20 protein-coding genes are annotated in these 21483 nt (G+C 70.3%); 10 read left to right on the forward strand and 10 right to left on the reverse strand.

The window, feature by feature from the left end; all coding sequences use genetic code 11:
• Window positions 1–47: 47 nt before the first annotated feature.
• Both WBN91_RS00145 and WBN91_RS00150 read right to left on the reverse strand, forming a co-directional pair.
• On the reverse strand, window positions 48–1772 hold the full coding sequence (locus WBN91_RS00145; RefSeq protein WP_337721789.1) for a hypothetical protein: 1725 nt from the start codon (window positions 1770–1772) through the stop codon (window positions 48–50).
• Window positions 1773–1876: 104 nt separating this feature from the next.
• A complete protein-coding gene (locus WBN91_RS00150) occupies window positions 1877–2299 on the reverse strand; it encodes a VOC family protein (protein ID WP_337721790.1) in 423 nt (140 codons plus the stop codon).
• A 91-nt stretch (window positions 2300–2390) separates the two neighbouring features.
• Between WBN91_RS00150 and WBN91_RS00155 the strand changes: the two genes are divergently transcribed.
• Both WBN91_RS00155 and WBN91_RS00160 read left to right on the forward strand, forming a co-directional pair.
• Window positions 2391–3374 (forward strand): helix-turn-helix transcriptional regulator, encoded by a 984-nt coding sequence (locus tag WBN91_RS00155; protein ID WP_337721791.1) that lies wholly within the window; start codon window positions 2391–2393, stop codon window positions 3372–3374.
• A gap of 48 nt (window positions 3375–3422) precedes the next feature.
• Window positions 3423–3863, forward strand: coding sequence for a hypothetical protein (locus WBN91_RS00160; protein WP_337721792.1), 441 nt, complete (start codon window positions 3423–3425; stop codon window positions 3861–3863).
• 57 nt (window positions 3864–3920) lie between these two features.
• On the opposite strand, the gene WBN91_RS00165 is transcribed toward WBN91_RS00160, so the two are convergent.
• Window positions 3921–4115, reverse strand: coding sequence for a ferredoxin (locus WBN91_RS00165; protein ID WP_337721939.1), 195 nt, complete (start codon window positions 4113–4115; stop codon window positions 3921–3923).
• A gap of 17 nt (window positions 4116–4132) precedes the next feature.
• Window positions 4133–5344 carry a cytochrome P450 gene (locus tag WBN91_RS00170; protein ID WP_337721793.1) on the reverse strand — a complete coding sequence of 404 codons (1212 nt, stop codon included), beginning with the start codon at window positions 5342–5344 and terminating at the stop codon, window positions 4133–4135.
• Window positions 5345–5447: 103 nt separating this feature from the next.
• Between WBN91_RS00170 and WBN91_RS00175 the strand changes: the two genes are divergently transcribed.
• The gene (locus WBN91_RS00175) at window positions 5448–6113 is read left to right on the forward strand and encodes a TetR/AcrR family transcriptional regulator (RefSeq protein ID WP_337721794.1); all 666 of its coding nucleotides are present in this window, start codon (window positions 5448–5450) and stop codon (window positions 6111–6113) included.
• A gap of 34 nt (window positions 6114–6147) precedes the next feature.
• On the opposite strand, the gene WBN91_RS00180 is transcribed toward WBN91_RS00175, so the two are convergent.
• The 4 genes from WBN91_RS00180 to WBN91_RS00195 form a co-directional block, all read right to left on the reverse strand.
• Complete coding sequence (locus tag WBN91_RS00180) at window positions 6148–7641, reverse strand: sigma-70 family RNA polymerase sigma factor (RefSeq protein ID WP_337721795.1); 1494 nt, start codon at window positions 7639–7641, stop codon at window positions 6148–6150.
• Between the two features lie 92 nt (window positions 7642–7733).
• Window positions 7734–9032, reverse strand: a complete 1299-nt coding sequence (locus tag WBN91_RS00185) for a hypothetical protein (RefSeq protein WP_337721796.1) — start codon at window positions 9030–9032, stop codon at window positions 7734–7736.
• A 171-nt stretch (window positions 9033–9203) separates the two neighbouring features.
• On the reverse strand, window positions 9204–9848 hold the full coding sequence (locus WBN91_RS00190; RefSeq protein WP_337721797.1) for a class I SAM-dependent methyltransferase: 645 nt from the start codon (window positions 9846–9848) through the stop codon (window positions 9204–9206).
• Window positions 9849–9869: 21 nt separating this feature from the next.
• Complete coding sequence (locus tag WBN91_RS00195) at window positions 9870–10940, reverse strand: LacI family DNA-binding transcriptional regulator (protein WP_337721798.1); 1071 nt, start codon at window positions 10938–10940, stop codon at window positions 9870–9872.
• A 166-nt stretch (window positions 10941–11106) separates the two neighbouring features.
• Between WBN91_RS00195 and WBN91_RS00200 the strand changes: the two genes are divergently transcribed.
• The 6 genes from WBN91_RS00200 to WBN91_RS00225 all read left to right on the forward strand — a co-directional run bounded on the left by WBN91_RS00200 (window position 11107) and on the right by WBN91_RS00225 (window position 17412).
• A complete protein-coding gene (locus tag WBN91_RS00200) occupies window positions 11107–12147 on the forward strand; it encodes a sugar ABC transporter substrate-binding protein (RefSeq protein WP_337721799.1) in 1041 nt (346 codons plus the stop codon).
• Complete coding sequence (locus WBN91_RS00205) at window positions 12120–13190, forward strand: ABC transporter permease (protein ID WP_337721800.1); 1071 nt, start codon at window positions 12120–12122, stop codon at window positions 13188–13190. Before WBN91_RS00200 ends, WBN91_RS00205 begins: the two co-directional genes overlap by 28 nt.
• Window positions 13187–13960 (forward strand): ATP-binding cassette domain-containing protein, encoded by a 774-nt coding sequence (locus tag WBN91_RS00210; protein WP_337721801.1) that lies wholly within the window; start codon window positions 13187–13189, stop codon window positions 13958–13960. Before WBN91_RS00205 ends, WBN91_RS00210 begins: the two co-directional genes overlap by 4 nt.
• A 38-nt stretch (window positions 13961–13998) precedes the next feature.
• Window positions 13999–14943 carry a carbohydrate kinase family protein gene (locus WBN91_RS00215; RefSeq protein WP_337721802.1) on the forward strand — a complete coding sequence of 315 codons (945 nt, stop codon included), beginning with the start codon at window positions 13999–14001 and terminating at the stop codon, window positions 14941–14943.
• A 72-nt stretch (window positions 14944–15015) separates the two neighbouring features.
• Window positions 15016–16914, forward strand: coding sequence for a GH32 C-terminal domain-containing protein (locus tag WBN91_RS00220; protein WP_337721803.1), 1899 nt, complete (start codon window positions 15016–15018; stop codon window positions 16912–16914).
• A gap of 192 nt (window positions 16915–17106) precedes the next feature.
• On the forward strand, window positions 17107–17412 hold the full coding sequence (locus WBN91_RS00225) for a hypothetical protein (RefSeq protein WP_337721804.1): 306 nt from the start codon (window positions 17107–17109) through the stop codon (window positions 17410–17412).
• Between the two features lie 58 nt (window positions 17413–17470).
• Here WBN91_RS00225 and WBN91_RS00230 read toward each other — a convergent pair whose 3' ends face one another.
• Complete coding sequence (locus WBN91_RS00230) at window positions 17471–18361, reverse strand: LysR family transcriptional regulator (RefSeq protein WP_337721805.1); 891 nt, start codon at window positions 18359–18361, stop codon at window positions 17471–17473.
• Window positions 18362–18435: 74 nt separating this feature from the next.
• Here WBN91_RS00230 and WBN91_RS00235 point away from each other — a divergent pair, with 74 nt between their 5' ends.
• Entirely contained in the window at window positions 18436–18945 is a 510-nt protein-coding gene (locus WBN91_RS00235) for a nuclear transport factor 2 family protein (protein WP_337721806.1), read from the forward strand.
• A gap of 8 nt (window positions 18946–18953) precedes the next feature.
• On the opposite strand, the gene WBN91_RS00240 is transcribed toward WBN91_RS00235, so the two are convergent.
• Window positions 18954–21482: a hypothetical protein gene (locus WBN91_RS00240; RefSeq protein WP_337721807.1), complete on the reverse strand. Its 2529-nt coding sequence runs from the start codon at window positions 21480–21482 to the stop codon at window positions 18954–18956.
• Window position 21483 lies beyond the last annotated feature (1 nt).

Raw genomic sequence — 21483 nt, forward strand, 5'->3', positions numbered from 1 at the left:
GGTGCCGGTATTGCCGGCACCGCCGTCGAGCCGTGCCGTGACGGCGATCAGGCCGGGCTGTCGGGCGCGGTCAGTCCGACAGCGGTGAACAGGGCTTCGAGTTGCTGTTGCACGAGCGCTACCGAGTCCGGGCCGTGGAGGTTGCCGTCTCCGTGGGGGTGCAGCCCGAGGACGGTCACCTGGACCGGCGTGGTGAGCGGGGTCAGGTCGGCGAACCGTCCGTGCAGCCGGTCGTCCGCGGCTCGCAACAGGTCCGCGCCCCACTGGTCGAGGGTGGTCTCGTCGACGACGATCCTTTCGCCGGTGTCGTCGTCGACGAGGACGCCCTCCTCGGCGAGGATTTGCAGGGTGAGGTCGAGTTCGCGCTTGCCGTCGGCCAGTTCGAGCTGCTTGGTGACCGGGTCGTAGGCGACGCGCAGGCAGTGCTCGGCGCGGCGCAGCACCAGGTGCTCCAGCCCCCCTTCCCAGGTCGACTGCTCCAGTTCGACCCAACCGGCGTCGGCGAGCATCCAGGACGTTTGGTCGACCACCCGGTCCGTGTCGTCGTTCCACACTTCCCCGTAGAGCGCCAGGTAGGACTCGACCCGCTCGGCGTCGTACCCGCTGCCGACCGCCTCGGCGGCAGCCGCGGCGGTGACGATCGGCATGAGCAGCGCCGCCACCTCGGGCACCTCGTGATCGGGGCAGCCACCCCGGTGGCACCAGTGTTCGCCGGGACAGGACCAGGTCAACCGGTGGACCGAGCCGACCTGGTCCGTCCCGTCGGTGGCCCGGGTGACCACCAGGACGTAACCGTGCAGCGGAACCGGGTCACCGAGCAGGCCCTCGACCGGGTGCAGCGCCCCACCGTGGACGAACACGACCACACCGCTGCGGTGCCCGTCGGACCATCCGGCGATGGCGGCGCGAGCGACGGCGAGGGTCGCGGTGCCGTCACCGGGCACCCAGGCTTCCATGAGCCACTGTGGACTGTGACGCCAATCCTCTGCCGACAACAAGGCGTCGACCACAGGCATGCAGTCCTCGGATGTGGTGTCCAGAACGGAAATCCCACCCAGAGTCGCCGTCGTGGCCAGGAGTTCGCTTGCCACTCCGGGATCCTCACTAGCCCGGACAGGTCCCGACCGCTCCGACGGCCACCATCGCGACTCCTCGGGCACCAGCGCCTCGTTGGCCGCCGCGTCGAGCGTGATCACCGTGTCGGCAGCGCCATCACCGGCGAGACCGAGCACCGAGTGCAACGCCGCTTCCCACTCCCCGATGCCGCCCGGCGCCATCTCCAACTCCGGACGGTCCTGGTCCGCCACCGGGAGCTTGACGACCACCTCGCCGATCTCGGGGAGCGAGGTGATCTTCAGCGTGCGGTCGGGCATGGCGTCGTCCGGCGCCTGACCGGACGGGACGGGGTTGCCGTCCCGGTCGACCAGAGGCACCCACGCCGGGCGTTCCCGTTCACGCCGTTGAATCGACGCCACCTGCTCCAGCAACTCGCCCTTGGTCGGGTGGGAACGGAGGAAGCCGATGGCGGCAGGGCGCACCAACTCGTCGAGATCGGCCTTGCTCAGTTGGTCGGGGTGCTCGGGGATCTCGACGACCACCTCGGGCACGGCCAGCCTCGCCATCTGAACTTCCAGCGCGGCGGCGAACTTCGCCCGGAAGTCACCCCTTGTCGCCTTGAACGCTTTCTCCGCAAGCCCCACATCGATGCGGTCGCCCACGAGCGTGTCCATCATCGACTCCAATAAGGCGTTGTGCGACGCAGCACTGACCATGCGCCAACGATAGCGACCGTTGCAGAGCCGAACTCCGCGCGAGGTGATCGCCGGACGCGGTGTCACATGCTCGTGGGGCACCACCGCCCCGTGGCCGGTGGGTGCTAGCCGTTGTACTCGCTGACGACGTCGATGACCCAGACGACGCCGAAACGGTCCCGCAGCATCCCGTAGGTGGGTGCCCAGCCCGCCGGCCCCAGTGGGATCACGACGGTTGCGCCGGCGGAGAGTTTGGCCCAGTAGCTGGTGACCTCGTCTACGGTTTCGCCGCGAACCGACACGAAGAACGAGTTCTCGCCCTGGTCGTAGCCCATCGACGCGGGCACGTCGTAGGCCATGACGTGGAAGCCGTTTTCTGCCTGTACCTGGCCCCACATCACCTGGTCGGCGGCGGACTCCTCCTGGACGTTGCCGGCGTCGGAGTACGTGACGATGGCGAGTTGGCCGCCGAACACGGATTGGTAGAACTCCAGTGCCGCGCGGGCCTCGCCGCGGAAGTTCAGGTGGGTTGTGGTTGTGACGGACACGGGTGCTCCTTGACTCGGGACTGCTGCCGGACGTGACAGTCGCAGGAGTAGTGGTCAGGATGTGTCCTCTTCTTCGGGCAGGATGAGAACCATGCCGAAGACCTCTGCCCGGCTGCTGGCACTGCTGTCGCTACTCCAGGCACGCCGTGACTGGCCGGGGGCGTTGCTGGCCGAGAGGCTGGGGGTCAGCTCGCGCACGGTGCGCCGCGATGTCGAGCGGTTGCGCGAGCTTGGTTATCCCATCGCCACGGCCAAAGGGCCGGACGGCGGCTACCGGCTCGGTGTGGGCACGCAGCTGCCGCCGTTGCTGTTCGACGACGACCAGGCCGTCGCCTTGGCCGTGGGACTGCATCTCGCCGCCACCACCGGCGTTGGGATCGAGGAGGCGGCGGTGCGGGCGTTGCACACCGTGCGGCAGGTCATGCCGGCGCGGCTGCGGCATCGGATCGACACCCTCCGGGTCACCGCTGTCGACAGGCCGGCGGCGGTCGACAGCGCAGTGTTGACGGCGATCAGCGGTGCGGTCCACGCCTGCGAGGTGCTGCGTTTCGACTACGCCACGGGCGCGTCGCCGCGTCGCGTCGAGCCCTGTCACCTCGTGACCCGCGGTGGTCGGTGGTACCTCGTCGCGTGGGACCTCGATCGCGGCGACTGGCGGACGTTCCGCGTCGACCGGATCAGCCCGCGCACCCCGACCGGACCGCGTTTCACCCCGCGCGCACTGCCGGGAGGGGACGTGGCCGCCTTCGTCGCCGGGCGGTTCCGGGGCTCGGACGGCGACTGGCCCTGCCACGGTGAGGTGATCCTCGACCTTCCCGCAGCCGCCGTATCCCCCTACGCGAGTGACGGAGTGGTGGAGGAACTCGGACCGGACCGCTGTCGGCTCGTCCTCGGGGCGTGGTCGTGGCCGGCGCTGGCCGCTGCCATCGGCAGGTTCGACGCCGCCATCGAGGTGGTGGGGCCGGAGGAGCTGACGGACGCCTTCGCGCGGCTGGCACGGCGTTACGCCGACGCGGCGACCGGACGGACCCACTCGCACCGATCGGGCGCTATCCCGGGTCATCCCGAGGCGTGATGCTGGCGGGATCCGTGTCGGACGACATCACCCGAAGGGGTCTGATCCGTGCGAAGACTGTTACACGCGTCCGTGGCGATCGTGAGCGCTCTGTTCCTCGTCGTCCTGCCCTCGACAGCCCAGGCCACCGGGGTCGGGGTCATGGTCGGAGGTGGTCTGGAGTGCACCGTCTACCCGTACTGGACCTATCCGCCGGTCTACAGCAACTCCTGTAGCTCGCCGCGGCCGTCGTACACCTCCACCATCGACTTCCGGGTGCAGGCACCCTCGCCCGGCTACACCTACTCGTGGTCACTGACCGGCGCTCCGCTGCCGTCGAGCTGCACCACGACGGCGTCCTCGTGCAGCGTCACGGTGAACACCACTCGTGCGGACCGCTTCGTCACCGCCGTCGTGCAGGTCTCCGGGGGCGGGCAGACCAGTCAGTTCACGTCCGACGCCTGGGCGCTCGCGGCCTGCCCGGGACCGACCGGCGTCGAGTTCTGCTGAGCGGAGCCCGCCGGCCGCGGTGGCGGAACCGGGCCGGCGGCTTCTCCGCCTCGTGGACTACTCCTCGACGGTGATCGCCAGCGCCGGGCACATCACCGCGGCCTGCCGCACGTCCGCCAGTCGCTCGGCGGGCGGAGCGGCGTCCAGCAGCACCACGGTCCCGTCGTCGTCGCGCTGGTCGAAGACGTCGTCCGCGGTCAGCGCACACTGCCCGGAGCCGACGCACCTGTCCTGGTCGACGATCACCTTCACGACGTCCTCCTCCACGCTCACCAGGTCACGGGGAGCTCGGTCACGCCACCGGTGATGGTGGTGCGGACCTCCAGGTCCTCGACCCGCTTGACCAGCCGCAGGCCGGGCACGCGGCGGGCGAGGGCGGCGAACACGACGCGCAGCTCGGTGCGGGCCAGGCTCGCGCCGATGCAGAAGTGCCCGCCGTGGCCGAAGCCGAGGTGGGCGCGTTCCGGGCGGTCGGGGTTGAACGCCTCGGCATCGCTGTAGACCGCGGCGTCGCGGTTGGCGGCGTTGATCGACAGGACCACCGCGTCGCCGCGCTGGATGGTGACGCCGGCGACCTCGACGTCGACGTGCGCGTACCGCAGCAGCCCCAGGTCGCCGGGCGCGCCCAACCGCATGATCTCCTCGACGGTGGCGTTGACCCGGCCGTCGGGGTCGGCGACCAGCGCGTCCCACTGGTCGCGGTGGGTGAGCAGGAACAGCGTGCCCAGGCCGATGCGGTTGACCGTGGTCTCGTGGCCGGCGAACAGCAGCCCGACGCAGAGCTTGACCATCTCGAAGTAGTCGAACTCCGCGTCGGCGCTCTGGGCGCGCACGAGGTCGGAGATCACGTCCTCGCCCGGTTGCGCCCGCTTGGCCTCGACGAGCCCGATCATGTACTGGCTGAACTCCGCGAACGCCTGGTGCGCGTCCTCGCCGATGGCGAGGTTGGACATGCGCTCCGACAGCCCGGAGAAGTACTCGCGGTCGCTCTCCGGCGCGCCGAGCAGTCGGCAGATGACGGCGACCGGCAGCGGGAACGCCAACCCGGCGTGCAGGTCGACCACCCCGTCGGGGGATGCGGCGTGCTCGGCCAGGAGTTGGTCGATGTAGCCGTCGACCAGTTCGTGCATGTAGCCGGAGAGCAGGTTCATCCGCTTGGCGGAGAACGCGGGGGTCAGCAGCCGACGCATGCGGGCGTGGTCGGCTTCCTCGGTCTCGTAGTTGCCGGTGGGCCCGTCCAGGATCGCGGCGGTCGACAGGCGCGCGGCCTTGTCCGGCTCGGGGTGGGAGCGGCCGAACCGCTTGTCGCCGAGGAGGTCGCGCACCTCCTCGTAGCGGGTGACCAGCCAGGCCGGGTCCCCGGTCGGTGTGGTGACCCGCGCGATCGGCGCCTCCCGGCGCAGCACGTCGTACAGCGGCGCGAGGTCGAGGACGTTCGGCCTCGCGAACGGTAATTGCGGGCGCTCCGCGGCAATGCTCATGGGTCTCCTCCCGTGATCCTCAAGCACCCCCGACCGTAGCAGTTTGTTGGCAGTGGCTGCCGGTAAAGTTGGTCCGGGTGGGCGGGCATGTTTGAATCCCCCGGTGGAGGACGTCGCGATCGACGAGGACCGGGTGGAGGGACCCCGCCGGGGCCGTCCGCCGGTGAGCGACCGGCAACGTCAGCGGCGCCGCCTGGAGATCTCGCGCCACGCGGTCCGCCTGTTCGCCGAACACGGCGTGGCCGCCACCTCGGGCGAGCAGATCGCCCGCGCCGCCGGCGTCTCCGAACGCACGCTGTGGCGCTACTTCCGCAGCAAGGAGAGCTGCGTGGAACCGTTGCTGGCCAACGCGATCGACGCCTTCCGCGCGGTCCTGCGCGCCTGGCCCGCCGAACTGGACCTGACCGAGCACCTGCGCGAGGCGTACACGCCCATCCTGGACTCGGCGTCGGACGCGGACCTGGAGGCGGTGCTCGCCGTGGTCCGGATGACCCGCGACGAGCCGGCCCTGCGCGCCGCGTACCTCATGCTCCGGGAACGCTCGGAGCACACCTTCGCCGAAGTGCTCGCCGAACGCTCGAACACCTCCCCCGACTCCGTCGCGATCCGCGTGCAGGCGGCGGCGATGAGCGCCGTGCTGAAGGTGGCGACCGACCACCTGGCCCACGTCACGGCGGCGGGCATCACCCCCGAAACCCTGCGCCGCCACCGCGAGGACGTCGCCGTGGCGGTCGAACTGGTCATCCGGGGGCTGTCGGACCACGGGTGACGCGCCGGCCGTCGGGCAACCGGACCTCTCCCGGCTAGTAGTCGATGTTGATGGCCGCGATGTACCTGTTGTTCTCGGTGTTGTTCACGATCACCGCGCCCGCCCAACGGGATGACGGATAGGTCAGCGCGGTCCGGTGGCCGGGGCTCTCGAACCACGCGTCGACCAGGTCCTCGGGCTTGGGGTGCCCGCCGCCGGTGAACAACACCTCGTGACCGCAGTGCTCGAAGGTTCCCGCCCGCAGGTTCTGGGCCGCGCAGTCGTACGCCGCCGTGACCTGGTCGGTGCCTTCCTGCACCTCGGGCAGGCCGAGTTCGCGACGCCGTTCGTTGAGCCGCTTGAGCATCCGCGACGAGTTCGGGTCGAGCGCGAGGGCTGTGACTGCCGACGGGGCCGGCGTGGTCGTCGTGGGTTCGGGGGTGGGAGTCGGGGCGGCCGTGGTGGTGGTCGTTCGCGCAGTCGTGACGGGAATGCTCGTGGTTGGCGAGGTCGTGGGGTCGGGAGGGGTCGTGGCGATCGACGACGTGGCCGGCACCTCCCGGGTGGTGGTGGGCGCCGCGTCCGCCCGCTCCTCCGACCCGGGTGCCGCCAGCAGGGCCGCGCCGATCCCGCACGCCGCCGCCAGCACGACGCCGGCGGCCACCATGACCGGTTTGGCGACGGTGACACCGGCGATGCGGGTAGCGCCGACCGGCCGTGCCGCGTGGTGGCCGGCGGCGCCGAGCTGCGCGGTCGCCACCGAACCGTGCAGCCCCGCCAGCACCTTGGCCGCGTAGCCCACCGGAACCGCCAGCAGGGCCGCGCCGATGAGCAGGCGCTGGACGGGAACCAGGTCCGCCCCCGCCCGGCGGCAGTCCCGGCACCCGTCGACGTGGCGCAGCATCCGCTTGCGCCACAAGGGGTTCGGCTCCCCCGGCCACTGGTCGGCGACGGCGGTCAACCCGGGACAGCGCGGGTCGGCCGACAGCGCCCGCGTCAACAGGCGTGCCGCGTCCAGCCGGTTGCGCAGCCTTCCCATCTTGACCGTGACGTTGTGCGCGTTCGTCCGCAGCACGTCGGCGATCTCGGCGCGGGTGAGGTGACCGCCCCACTGGAGTGACCACAGGGACAGCAGGTCGCGGTCGGCCGGCGTCAACCACAAGCCGGCGGACTCCAGGTCCCGCCGCTGCTGCTCCAGGGCGAGCCCGTCCAGCGCCCGGTCGACGAACTCGGCCTCGGGATCGGGCTGCTCCTGGTGCTCGTCGCTCCACGGGAGGTCCTGCTGCCGCGAGCGGTGGTCGCGGATCTGGTTGACCGTGATCGCCACCAGCCACGACCGGAACCGCTCGGGCTCCCGCAGACCACCGATGCCCCGCACCACCCGGACCATCGTCTCCTGGACGACGTCGTCGACATCGCCGTCCGAGTGCAGCGCTCGGCGGACGATGTTGTAGACCAACGGCAAGTACTCGACCAGCAGCTCACCGAGCACCGCGCGATCGCCCGCCCGCGCGGCCACCACCGCCGACGTGTCCACCTGATCGGTCACCGCTCCCACAACCTCCGTCTTCGTACGGTACGACCCGACACCGTGGAGACCCGCCGGAGCCCGACGAGGTCACACAAATCCCGGTCGGATCGTCAGGACCTGCGGCGGCGGAGTGCGAGTCCGGTGAGGAGGACCCCGGTGAGCACCAGGACGATCGCCAGGACGATGAGGAAGCCCGGGGGCAACGTCACGCCGGTGTTCGCCAGCGCGCCTTGCTGGACCTTCGGCGATTCGGACGGCACGGTGTCGTTCGCGCCGTGGAGCCGGTCCGCGTCGGTGGGAGGCGCGGCCTGCGTGGTGGAGGGCTGCACGGGGGTGGTCGTCGACGGCGTCGTCGGGGTCACCGACTCCGGCGCGGCCTCGTCGCCGATGGTGATCCGGACCTCGGCCGCGTCCTCGGCCGTGCTCTGGACGGCGATCGACACCTTGGCGGCGGTGTCGGACATCGCCTTGCCGGCGGGCAGGAACGCGTCCCACCCGCTCCCACCAACGACCCTGGAGTCGAGCAGCACCGAGCCGTTGTAGCGCTTGTCGTGGACGCGGTAGACGTTCACACTCCGCGACCCACCTTCGTCCACTGTGGACTTGTCCGGCGTGCGGTACTCGATGACCAGGCTGTCCTTGTCCGTCAACGGCACCTCGGCGACCCGCACGCCGCTCGTGCTCTTGGCCGCGTGCAACGGCGTGAGCCGGAGGGTCGTGCTCGTGGACACGGACACGCGGCGGTCCTTCGGCACCCAGTCCTTGTGCAGCAGTTCCGGCGCGGAAAACCCGATCTCGCCCCCTCCGCCGCCCATCGGCGTGCGACGGCTGACCTCCTCCTGCTTGCAGTCGACCAGGTTGCCCTCGCCGCACACGTGCCGGTAGTGGTGCGGGAAACCCAGGTTGTGCCCGATCTCGTGCCGGGCCGTGGTGATGTGAAGCCCACCGGGGAACCAGCTGGTGTCACCCGGCATCTGCGCCAGACCGCCCCAGCCGCACCGGGCCTTGTCGTTGGGGAACACGATCGAGACGTCGTCCACCTTGACGTCGGACGGAAGCCGTCCCCACGCCTCCTTGGCCAACATCCCGGGGTCGCAGGTGGCCTTGGCGTCCAGGGTGTACGGACCGAACACCCCGTCGCCCGCGGGCACCGACCGGTACGCGCCCTGCGACTGGGTCTCGAGGTACCGCGCCACCGAACCGGGCGCCTCGAAGAACACCGAGCGGGCGCTGGCGCGCAACTCGTCGATGTCGGACAGCGCGCTGTCGGAGAACTCCAGCAGCACGATCGCCCGCTTGCGTTCGACGGGCTCGGCAGCCGACCGGGAAGTCGGGGCAAGGATTGTGGCGAATGCCGCCAGAAACGCGATGACCAGCGTCAACGCACGTGGCGGGGTTACTGCGCGCACCGCAGTTCCTCCTGGAGGTTCAAACCGGCGGTAGGTGACGGACCAGGTCCGTGAAACACCCGGACGCCAGGGAGACCTCCGACGGCACCAGCGGGTCACACAAATCCCGAAGTGTGAACCACACCGGCCCGCGGCCGGCTCGCCGATGACGAACTCCGTGGAGGCGGGACCTCAGGAGGAGCGGCGCGCGAAGAGGAACGCTTGCGGGACTTGTTCGTCCGGGTCGCACAGCCACTGGGCGTCGATCTCGAACCCGGCGTCACGCAACCACGAGGCCACCTTGTCCGGCTGACGGCGGTGGACGTGGACCGCCATCGGGTGGCCCCCGTAGCCCTCCGTCTTCAGCCGCGAGATGTCACCCACGTGGAACCCGAGGTGCAGCGGGCCGCCTGGACGCAGCACTCGGTGGAAGTGCGCGAAGACCGTCGGCACCTCGTCGTCGGGGACGTGGATCAACGACCACCAGGCGAGCAGACCCGCCACCGAAGCGTCGGCGAGGTGCAGGTCCGTCATCGAGCCCACCTCGAACCGCAGGCCGGGGTGGTCGCGCCGGGCCACGTCGATCATGCCCGGGGACAGGTCGATGCCGAAGGCGTCGACGCCGAGTCCGTGCAGGTGGGCGGTGACGTGCCCGGGGCCGCAGCCGACGTCCGCCACCGGCCCGCCGCCGGCGGCGCGCACGCGATCGGCGAACACGGCCAGAGCGGCGCGGAGGTAGGGGTCGCGGGCGATGGCGTCACGCACGTAGTCGGTGTAGCTGACCGCGACCGTGTCGTACGAGGTGCGGGTGTCGGCCAGCCAGTCGTCCGCGGTCATGGCCGGCACGATAATCCATGATCACGATCTCGCCGGCGTCCGACGCGGGTCCGGTCGCGGGGAGTGCTGGTCGGGTGGTGGCGGGATCTCGCCCGAACCGCGCTGGACGAGGGTGGCCGGGACGACGGCGTGCGTGGGTGGGGACTGGTCGCCCGTGATGCGGTTGAAGATCAGTTCCGCGGCCTTGCGGCCGAGGGCGGGGACGTCCTGGCGCAGGACGGTGACGCCGGGTTCGAGCATGTCGGCCAGGGGGAAGTCGTCGAAGCCGATGAGGGCGACCCGGTGGTGCAGGTCGAGGTCGCGCAGGGCGCGCATCGCGCCCACGGTGACCAGGTTCTGGGCGGTGAACAGCGCGGTCGGGGGCTCGTCGAGGTCGAACAGGGCCGCGGTGGCGGAGGCCGCGGCGTCGGGGCCGCGCAGGTCGGTGCGGACGAGGTCCTCGCGCAGGGTCAGGCCGGTGCGGGCGAGGCCCTCCAGGTAGCCGGTGTAGCGCTCCTGGCTGGTCCACACGGTCTGCCGGTCGCCGAGGAACGCGATGTGCCGGTGGCCCAGGCCGGCGAGGTGGAGCACGGCCTCGCGTGAGCTGTCGCGGTTCGTCGTGGTGACGCTGTCCGTGCCGCCGAAGGTGGGCGGGCGGTCGACCAGCACCATCGGCGTGCCGCGTTCGCGTTCCTGCTGGAGGGCGTCCTGGTGGCCGCCCACGGCCATGACCACCATGCCGTCCACGCGGCGGATGGCCAGGGACGTGAGCAGTTCGCGTTGCAGGACCGCGTCGTCCTCGCTGCTGCCCGCGAGCACCAGCACGTCGTTCTGCCGCGCCCGGTCCTCCACCGCGCGCAGCAGGGCCGCGTCGAACGGGTTGGACAGGTCCTCCAAGAGCACGCCCAGGGTGGCGCTGCGCCGGTCGGAGCGGCGCAGGCTGCTGGCGGTCAGGTTGGGCCGGTAGCCGAGGGTGCGCGCGGCCTCGCGGACCCGCTCGACCACCTCGGGACCTGCGCCCGGCAAGCCGTTGATGACCCGCGACACCGTCTTCGTGCTGACCCTGGCGAGTGCGGCGACGTCCCGCATCGTCGGCTCGCGGCGCTGATCCATGCTGCTCCACCCCGGGTAACGCTTGCGTAACGGCAACTTGTCGTGACTTCGGCCACGAAGCTAGCGTCAACGATGACTCAAGGGAAGCCCCGACCCCGTAACCAGTCCACAAACACCCTGATCACGCTCCACGACTGGTTACGTCAACGTTGACGTAGGAGGAGACATGGCGCGTTCGACCGCCAAGCGCACCGCGCTGGCCTCGGCCGCTCTGCTGGCACTGGTCGCGTGCGGGGACGGTGGCGAGTCCGCCGGCGGCGGCACTCTCGTCGGGTTGGTGACCAAGACCGACACCAACCCGTTCTTCGTGAAGATGAAGGAAGGCGCGCAGCAGGCCGCCGGGTCGACCGGTGCGACGGTGCAGTCCTTCGCCGGCAAGCAGGACGGCGACAACCAGTCCCAGGTCGACGCCATCGAGAACCTCATCGGGGCGGGTGCCAAGGGCATCCTGCTCACGCCCAACGACTCGAAGGCGATCGTGCCGTCGGTGGACAAGGCCCGCCAGGCCGGTCTGCTGGTCATCGCCCTGGACACCCAACTCGAGCCCGCCGACGCCGCGGACGCGACCTTTGCCACGGACAACTACCAGGCGGGGTTGTTGATCGGGCAGTGGGCCAAGGCGAAGTTCGCCAAGGAGGGCAAGCAGGCGAAGATCGCGCTGCTGGACCTCAACCCCAACCAGGTGTCGGTGGACGTGCAGCGCGACCAGGGGTTCCTGGAAGGCTTCGGGATCGACGTCATGGACAAGAAGAAGATCGGCGACGAGTCCGACCCGCGGATCGTGGGCCACGACGTCACCGATGGCGACCCCTCGGGTGGTCGGACGGCGATGGAGAACCTGCTCCAGAAGGACCCGGGCATCAACCTCGTCTACACGATCAACGAACCCGCGGCGGCCGGGGCCTATGAGGCGTTGAAGGCGGCGGGCAAGGAGAAGGACGTCACGATCGTCTCGGTGGACGGTGGCTGCCCGGGTGTGCAGAACGTGAAGGCCGGTGTCATCGGGGCGACGGCGCAGCAGTATCCGTTGAAGATGGCGCAGTTGGGTGTGGAGGCGATCGCGAAGTTCGCCAAGGACGGCACCAAGCCGCAGAACACCGCGGGCAAGGACTTCGTGGACACCGGCGTCACCCTGATCACCGACCAGGCGGCCGAGGGCGTGGAGTCCAAGGACTCCGCGTGGGGCCTCCAGAACTGCTGGGGCTGAGCATGACCACGACGTTGTCCACCAGCCACTCGCCGAGCGGGAACCCGCTCGGCGAGGGCGAGGCCAAGCGCTCACCCCTCGCCCGGATCCAGCACCTCCTGCACTCGCAGGCCACCATCGGCCCCGCCGTCGTGCTGCTGGTCGCCGTGATCGTGTTCGCCGTGCTGTCCCCGCGGTTCCTGACCCCGGGGAACATTTCCCTGATCCTGCAACAGGTCGCGGTCATCGGCACACTCGCGGTCGGCCAGACCATCGTCATCCTCACCGCGGGCATCGACCTGTCCTGCGGCGCGATCATGGTGCTCACCTCGATCGTGATGGCGAAGGTAGCCGCGGACACCGGACTACCCGGCCTTCCCGCACTGCTACTGGGCTTCCTGGTCGGCACACTGTGCGGGCTCCTCAACGGCCTGCTGGTCACCCGGCTCAAACTGCCGCCGTTCATCGTCACCCTCGGCACGCTGAACGTGTTCTTCGCCCTGAACCTCTGGTACTCCTCCAGCGCCACCATCCGCGGCACCGACATGCCGGCACTGCTGCTGTGGACCGGCCAGACCTTCACCATCGGCGGCACCCGCATCACCTACGGCTCCGTCATGATGGTCCTGCTCGTCGCCGCGATGGCCTTCGCACTCAAGAACACCGCATGGGGACGACACGTCTACGCCACCGGCGACGACGCCGAAGCCTCCCGCCTGTCCGGCATCCGCACCAGCCGCGTCCTCCTGAGCGTCTACGCGACAGCCGGGCTCGTCTACGCGGTAGCGGCATGGGTCCTGATCGGCCGCATCGCCTCCGCCAGCCCACAGGCCGGCCAGCTCGACAACCTCGACTCCATCACCGCCGTGGTCATCGGCGGCACCAGCCTGTTCGGCGGACGCGGCGCGATCATCGGCTCACTGCTGGGCGCACTGATCGTCGGCGTGTTCCGCAACGGCTTGGCGTTGGCCGGCGTCGACGTGCTGTGGCAGACCCTCGCCGTGGGCGTGCTGATCATCGTCGCGGTCTCGCTGGACCAGTGGATCCGGAAGGTGAAGCCATGACCACACCAGTCCTGCAAGCCCGCGGCCTGGTCAAACGCTACGGCCGGGTCACCGCACTGGCCGGTGCGGACCTCGAACTGCTGCCCGGCGAAATCCTCGCCGTCATCGGCGACAACGGCGCGGGCAAGTCCAGCCTGATCAAGGCCCTGTCCGGCGCGCTCGTCCCCGACGAAGGCGACATCCTCGTCGACGGCGAGCCGGTGTCCTTCACCTCCCCGATCGACGCCCGCAACGCCGGCATCGAAACCGTGCACCAATCCCTGGCCGTATCACCGTCACTGGACATCGCCGCCAACCTCTTCCTCGGCCGCGAACGCCGCCGCAAGGGAATGCTCGGCACGGTATTCCGGATGCTCGACCGCAACGGCATGCGCGAGGAGGCACGCCGCCAACTCGACGCCCTGGGCATCATGACCATCCAAAACCCAGGCCAAGCCGTCGAAACCCTGTCCGGCGGCCAACGCCAAGCCGTCGCCGTGGCCCGTGCCGCCGCCTTCGGCAGTCGGGTGGTCATCATGGACGAGCCGACCGCCGCACTGGGCGTCCGCGAGTCCCGAGCGGTGCTCGACCTGGTGCTCCAGGTCCGGGACCGGGGGCTGCCGGTCATCCTGATCAGCCACAACATGCCGCACGTGTTCGAGGTGGCCGACCGCATCCACATCCAGCGGCTGGGTCGGCGCAAGGCGGTCGTGGACCCGAAGTCGGTGTCCATGTCCGACGCGGTGGCGATCATGACCGGCGCGATGGAACCGCCCGACCAAGCCGCCTGACGCCGCTCCCGCGCAAGCTTCCACTAAGGACCCACGACATGATCATCGTTGGTGGCGAGGCGCTCGTCGACCTCGTGCCCGACCGCGTCGGCGGCTACCGGCCCATCCCCGGTGGAAGCCCGGCCAACACCGCCGTCGGACTCGGTCGGCTCGGCGCGCAGACCACGTTGTTGGCACGCCTGGCCAACGACCGCCTCGGCGCGGTACTGCGCACCCACCTCGAAACCTCCAACGTCGACCTCCGCCACACCATCCAGTCGACCGCGCCCACCACACTCGCCGTCGTGGACGTCGACCAGCACGGCGTGGCGGACTACTCCTTCTACATCGACGGCTGCGCAGACGGCGGTTGGCAGCCAACGGACCTGCCGTCCGCGCTGCCACCGGACGCCGCCCTGCACGTGGGCGGCTCCTTCGCCCTTGCGGTGGAGTCGATGGCGGCCACGTTCGAAACCCTGCTGTCCCGCGAACACCCCCACCGCGTCATCACCCTCGACCCCAACATCCGCCCGGTGCTCATCGACGACCCCGCCACCGTGCGCGCCCGGCTACAACGCTGGCTAGGCATGACCGACATCGTCAAGGTCAGCGCCGACGACCTGAAGTGGATCGCCCCCAACCGCCCCCTCGCCGACGTCGTGACCGAGTGGCACGAACAGGGACCCGCCCTAGTCGTGGTCACCCGCGGCGCGGACGGCGTGCACGCCTCCGGCCCCACCGGTCACGTCGACCTGCCCGCCCTCCCCGTCGACGTCACCGACACGGTCGGCGCCGGAGACGCCTTCATGGCAGGCCTGCTGGCCGCCCTGGACCGCAACGACCTCCTCACCCGGACCAACCTGAGCACCCTGACCCACGCCGAACTCGTCGACGCCCTCGCCTACGCCCAACGCGTCGCGGCCATCACCTGCACCCGCCCCGGCGCCGATCCCCCGTGGTTCGACGAACTGCTGCCCACCGACGTCCGCTCCGCGACCTGCTGAACGCGGGCGGCATCCACGCACACACCCCGGCACCAAGCGAGCTCCTTCCCACAGACGTGAAGTGAGGCAAGCATGCCCAGACACACCCTGCACCGGTCGTTGTGGCGTCGTGCCACCACCCTGCCCGCGGTGGCGGCCTTAGTCGCCGCCGCCGCGATCGCCGCCCCTGCGGCGCAAGCGGCCCCCTACCCGGAATACCCCTACGACGCGACGGACTACAACGAGCCGTACCGCGGCCAGTTCCACTTCAGCTCGCAGGGCGGCTGGATGAACGACGTGAACGCGCCGCTGTACTACAACGGCGTCTACCACTTGTTCTACCAACACAACCCGCACGGCACGTACTGGGACACGATGCACTGGGGCCACGCGACCAGCACCGACCTCGTGCACTGGACCCAAAAGCCGATCGCCCTGGAACCGGGTGTCCACAACGCCACGCTGTTCTCCGGCGGCGGTTGGGTGGACCACAACAACGTCACCGGCCTCAAGAGCGGCACCGACGCCCCGATCCTGTTGTTCACCAACACCAACGGCGTGTCCATCGCCTACAGCACGGATGGCGCCCGGACGTTCCGGATGTACAACGGCGGCAACAAGGTGATCTCCACGCCGTACGAGTCCCGCGACCCCAAGGTGTACTGGGACGCGGCGCGCAACCGCTGGGGCATGGTCTTCTGGGGCAACGAGGGCGGCAACACCGCGAAGTTCTACAGCTCCACCAACCTGCTCAACTGGACCTACCGCGGCGAGTACCGCGCCGACTGGCTGTTCGAGTGCCCCGACCTCTACCAACTCCCGGTCGACGGCAACACCGCCAACCCCAAGTGGGTCCTGCAAGACGCGAGCGGTGAGTACGTCGTCGGCACTCTCAACGGCGCGGGTGTGTTCGTGCCGGACGCCGGCTGGTCGCGTCCGCAACGGATGGACGTGGGGCACACCGACTTCGGCGGAACCGCCTACGCCGGCCTCACCTTCACCAACATGCCCACGAACCGGGTGGTCCAGATGTTCTGGCAGCCCGGCAACAAGGGCTCGACCTGGACCGGCAACGCGTCGTTCCCCGCGCAGCTCGGCCTCAGGACGTTCCCGGAGGGCATCCGGGTGACCCGCAACCCCGTCAGCGAGATCTCCACCATCCGCCAGCCCGCGCAGACCTGGACCAACCTGACCGTCTCCAACGACCTCGCGACCAACCCGTTCAACGGCATCGCCGCCGACACCTACGAGATCGAGGCGACCTACGACCTGACCGCGGCCACGGCCACCGACTTCGGCTTCGAGTTGCACCGCCGCGCCGACGGCACCCGGGACGCCGCGATCGGCTACGACCGCGTCCGGCAGACCCTCGCCGACGCCCCCATGCCACCGGTGAACAACCGGGTGAAGCTCCGAGTCCTCGTCGATCGCGGACAACTGGAGACCTTCGGCAACGACGGCCGGATCTCGGTCACCGACAACGTCAACTTCGACTCCTCCAGCGGCAGCCTCGGCATCCGCACCTACGCCAACAACGGCACCGTGCGCATCGAGTCCCTGACCTTCCGACGCCTGAGCAAGGCGTGGACGAACGCACCCAGCGGACCGGACCAGGGCGTGGGCATGATCAAGTGGAACGGCGCCGAGAAGTGCGTCGACCGCGACAGCGCCACCGCCACTGTCAACATCTGGGACTGCTGGAACGGCACCAACCAACGCTGGACGTTCACCGCCGCCGGAAAGATCAGGATCGGCAACGAGTGCCTGGACCAGCCCGGTGAGACCATCGGCAACGGCGCGAGGCTCAAGACCCATCCGTGCTGGGGCGGCGACAACCAGCGGTGGATCCGAATCGGCACCGACCAGTACCAGAACTCGTGGTCCAAACGCTGCCTGGACCTCGCCACCGGCGACACCACCAACGGCCGCCAGTTGCAGGTGTGGGACTGCGTGGACGGCCCGAACCAGACGTGGAGCATGCCGACCGGCTGACCGCACGTCCACACCGGTACCAGCGAGTTCCGCTGTCCGCTGGTACCGGTGTGCACGAGCCGTTCGGCGAATGCGCAGGTGGTCCAGTGGTGAGGTGCGAGGACCGCTCGTACCGTTGAGGGCATTGCCGACCGCCGGGGTACTCGGGCGCGTAGGGCGTCCGGCCCGTCACGGCTGAGGGAGGCGAGTGCCATGCGCATGCTCGCGATCGTTCAGATGGACACCGAGGCCGGGAACGAGGCCATCCGGAGCGGGGCCATGCCGAAGCTGATGGAGCAGATGAGGTCGGACCTCAAGCCGGAGGCGGCCTACTTCGGGCCCCTGGACGGCCTGCGCACGATGTTCCTGGTCTTCGACCTCGACGACCCGTCGCGCATCCCGCCGCTGACGGAGCCGTTCTTCGGCACGCTCAAGGCGACCGTCCGGATGATCCCGTTGATGAACGGCGACGACGTCCAGGCCGGCCTCGCCGCGATCGGTGACGCCGGAAGACGGTGAGGACGGAACAGGGCACCGTCGACAACCGACAGTCGATTGCGGGCCGCAGGCTGCCCGCTCACCCCTGATCGTCCAACTCGGACAACTCGCGCACGACGGCGACGAACGCGGCGACCACCGGGCTGCGGCTGGTCGACGGCCACGCCACGGCGATCCGCAACGGTGGCACGTCGCGGATCGGCCGCCACACGAGGTCCGGTCGGGCATAGTAGGCCGCCATCGACGCCGGGCTGATGCAGACCGCCGCGCCGGCCGCGACGTGTTCCAGCATCTCCTCGACGTTGTCGTTCTCCGGCCCCCACACCGGTGCGGAGCCGTCCGGGCGCGGGTTGACGGCCCACCAGTCGACCCACGCGCGCGGCGCCTTCCTGGTCCACACCAGCGGTTCGTCGCGCAACTCCAGGATGTCCACCTCCGCGCGGGACGCCAGCGGGTGCGAGCGGGAGAGGCCGACCACGCGGGGCTCGACGGCGACGACCGAGACGTGCAGGCCGGTGGTGTCGGCGGGTAGCCACAGGAAGGCGACGTCCACCCGGCCGGAGCGCACGGCCTCCGCCTCGCCGCCCCAGTCGAAGCGCTTGGGTTCCACGGTCACGCCGGGGTGGCGGTCCGCGAAGACCTGGCGCGCCCGCGTGCCGAGCAGTCCCCCGCCGGTGGCCGAGAACCCCACCCGCACCACCGACGCCGCGGCGGTGTGGGCGGCCAGTTGCGCGTCCCGCCAGGAAGCCACGACGGAACGCGCGGCGGGCAGCAGGGCCTCGCCCGCGGGGGTCAGCCGCACCTCGCGGCTGTTCCGCGCGAACAGCACGAGCCGCAGGTCGTTCTCCAGCTGCCGGATCTGCCTGCTCAGCGCCGGCTGCGACACGAACAGCTCCTCGGCGGCCCGGGTGAAGCTCAGCCGCTCGGCCACCGCGACGAAGTACCGCAGCACACGGGTATCGACATCCACCCGCCCCAGTATGCGGATTCCGCATGGCCACGGGCATTGGTCAGCCCGCCGGAACCGCACCTACGTTCGACGGCATGACCGAGATGACGCGAGCCGACCTGCTCAAGGGCCTGGGCCTGGCCGCGGTCGGCCTCACCCTGACCACGCCGACCGCGCACGCCGACGCCGAGCACCCCAACGTCCGCCTGATCAAGGACTACTACGCGACCTACGCGACCGGCGAGCCCGAGCAGCTCCGGAGGTTCTTCGCCCCGGACGTGCGCTGGACGATCCCCGGCCACCACCCGCTGTCCGGCACGAAGACCGGCGTCGACGAGGTGCTGGCGTTCTTCCGCGAACTGGCCCGCGCGGGCTTCCGCGCCGACCCGATCTTCCTGGCCGCCCAGGGCGACTGGGTGGTGGACCTGCACCGCGGCTGGAGCACCACCCCGGCCGGCCTGGACATCCTGTGGGCGCTGGCGTTCCGCATCCGGGACCGGCGCATCGCCGAGGCCGTCAACTTCGCCGCCGACCAGCACGCGGCCGACGCCTACTTCTGGCGCACCTACCCCCTCGCCAAGCTGCCTGACCGCCTCGCCCGGTAGCACCTACGTCAGACGCCGAACTGTGCTGCGACGGCGGCGATCAGGCGCGGGATGAGAACGGCGTTCACGTTCCCCAACGGCACCGAAACGGCCGGCTCCGACGCCTGGATGATCGAAACCCGGTTGTCGGCGACCCGCACGTCGCTGATCGCACGCCACGGCAGGGTCCTCCCATGCGCGTCGACCCCGCCCCGGTGCACCGACAAGCCGGCGATGTCGACCGTCTCGCCCCGGCGGATCCGGTCGACCAGTCCGGCGACCAGCCGTGGTTCGAGGTGGCGCTGTGCCAGGCCCACCAGGAACGTCCACGCCTCGGGTGGTGCGGCGTCCTTGCCGTCGGTGACGAATTCCAGGTCGATCGTGTTCTCGAACCTCGCCGGGTACGCGCCGACCGAGAAGTACCAGATGGTCTGGCGCGAGCCGAGGCCGAGGAAGCGCTTGGTCGTGACGGGGGAGCTGAGGTACCGGACGAATTCGGCCCGGTCGAGTGCGAAGGACCGGTCGCCGTAGGTGATGGCGCGGGCGTCTGCGCGTAACCGCCTCGACTCGACCTCGGTCTCGAAGGTCTCGGACGTCTCCCCTGGCTCGTCGGCTGTGGCCAGGTAGTCGGTGAGCCAGGCGGGCACCTGGTCGCGCGGGTAGGCGGCCAGGTCGTTGCGGTAGTGCTCGGGGGCCAGCAGGTCTTCGCGGGGGAACGGCTGGTCGCCGTAGTCGTAGGACACGGTCGTCTCGCCGAGGTGCGTGACGGTCAGCGACAGCCGCCACCACGGCCCGGCCGGCATCCGTGCCGCGACCTCGCGCTGCTCGCGCACCAAGGCCATGACGGACGCGGGCACCGTGATCGCGTCGACGGGACGGTCGAGCTGGAACCGCAACCGGCTCACGTCGGCGGACACGGTGACCGCGAACACCGCGTCGAACCGCCGCCACCCCGGCGGGCCGAGCAGGGCCAACTGCTGGACGATCGGCTCGATCAACCTCGACGCGTGCTCGGCGACGGCCTCCTCGGGCGGGGTGTCGACGATCGTGAAGCTCTGGATGGCGCCTTCGGCTTGCAGCTGCATGGCCGCCCACTCGATGTCGAGCATCCCGTTGGCGGCCCGCTCCTCGGCGATGAACTCGTCCTCCGCCTGCCCCGGCGGGACCGAGCTCGACGTCTCCTTGATCCTCCCCGAGTCGCCCACGAGGAACACCGACCGACCCACCGGCATGTCCAGGAACGCCATCGGGTCGCTCTCGTCCACCTCGACCGGCGCGTACACGCTCCACCCGGCCTCGAACCGATCCGCGACCAGCCCTTCGGTCGGGTAGTCCAGTCGACGGGACCTGATCCACTCCACCACCAGCGCGATCGCGGCCTGCGCGTCCACGACGGCCGAGCCGCCACCGGGGTCGTCGGTCACTTCGCGGTGCCCGAGGAACGGGAGGTCCTCCGGGTCCTGCCCGGCGAACACCTCGCCGAACCAGTCGTTCGCGAGGCCCAAGCCGAGGCGGTCCAGCACGCGCCGGTACGCGGCCGTGGCCGCCGGGTCGAGGTCGATGACGTTCAGGCGGCGCTGTTCGGCGTCGACCGCGAGGCGCAGCAGGGCCTGGACGTCCCCGTCGTCCGGGGACGGAGGCGTCAGCAGCGCGTCCAGGACGGCCTCGGTGGCGTCCTCGGCCGCGAGTCGACGCAGGGTGTCCAGATCGGCGTCCGCCAGTTCGGCGCGGCGCACCGCGACGAGCCGCGGGAACAGGTCGGCGACACCGCAGGCACGCCACAGGTGCAACGACTCGAGGCGGTCGTCGATGGCGTCGAACAAGCGGCCCGCGGCATCCGCGTCGGCGTCCGGTCGGTCGGGGCTGTCGAGGTCGTCGAGGTAGTCGCACAGCGCCTCGCCGGGGACGAGCAGCCAGCCCGCGGTGTCGACGTCGGGCAGACTCGCCGGGTCGACCGGCGGCCACGTCCGCCACACCGCGCTCGGGGACGGCCCCGCGCCGAGCTCGTCGCCGGGCTCCAGGAAGTCCATCAGGCGTTCGGCCGACGAGGTGTCCGGACGCCGGGCGACCAGGTGCCCCGGCCCACCCACCAGGCCGCCCAGCTCCCACAGGCGGTCGTTCAGCCAGCGGGGGAAGTCGCGCTCGTGGAGCAGCGCCTGGGCGAAGGCTTCGACGGCCTGGCGGTCGTGGGCGGCAGGACGACGAGGTGCGCGCGGCCGGACGAACCGGCTGAAGTCCGGACTGCTCTGCCCGGTGTAGCCGTCCTCCCCCACGGGCTGGCCCGCACCGAACCAGAGACACGCCTCCTCGAAGTAGGAGCGGGCGTCCTCCGCCGGCGCGCTCGACGACACCTCGTGGACCACCCCGTTCAGCCCGACCAGGTACACCGACCGCCGACGAGGGCCGGGCGAGTCGTCCGCCGGATCGGCCACCATCACCGGCGCGAACACGCACCACCCACCCCAGAACGGTTCGACCTCCAAGCCCTGGGTCGGGTAATCCGCCCCTTCGGCCCGAATCTCCTCCACCACCAGCGAAATCGCCTGCGCCGCGTCCATC

This window comes from Saccharothrix sp. CCNWYY140 (assembly GCF_037401995.1).
Classification (GTDB): Bacteria; Actinomycetota; Actinomycetes; order Mycobacteriales; family Pseudonocardiaceae; genus Actinosynnema.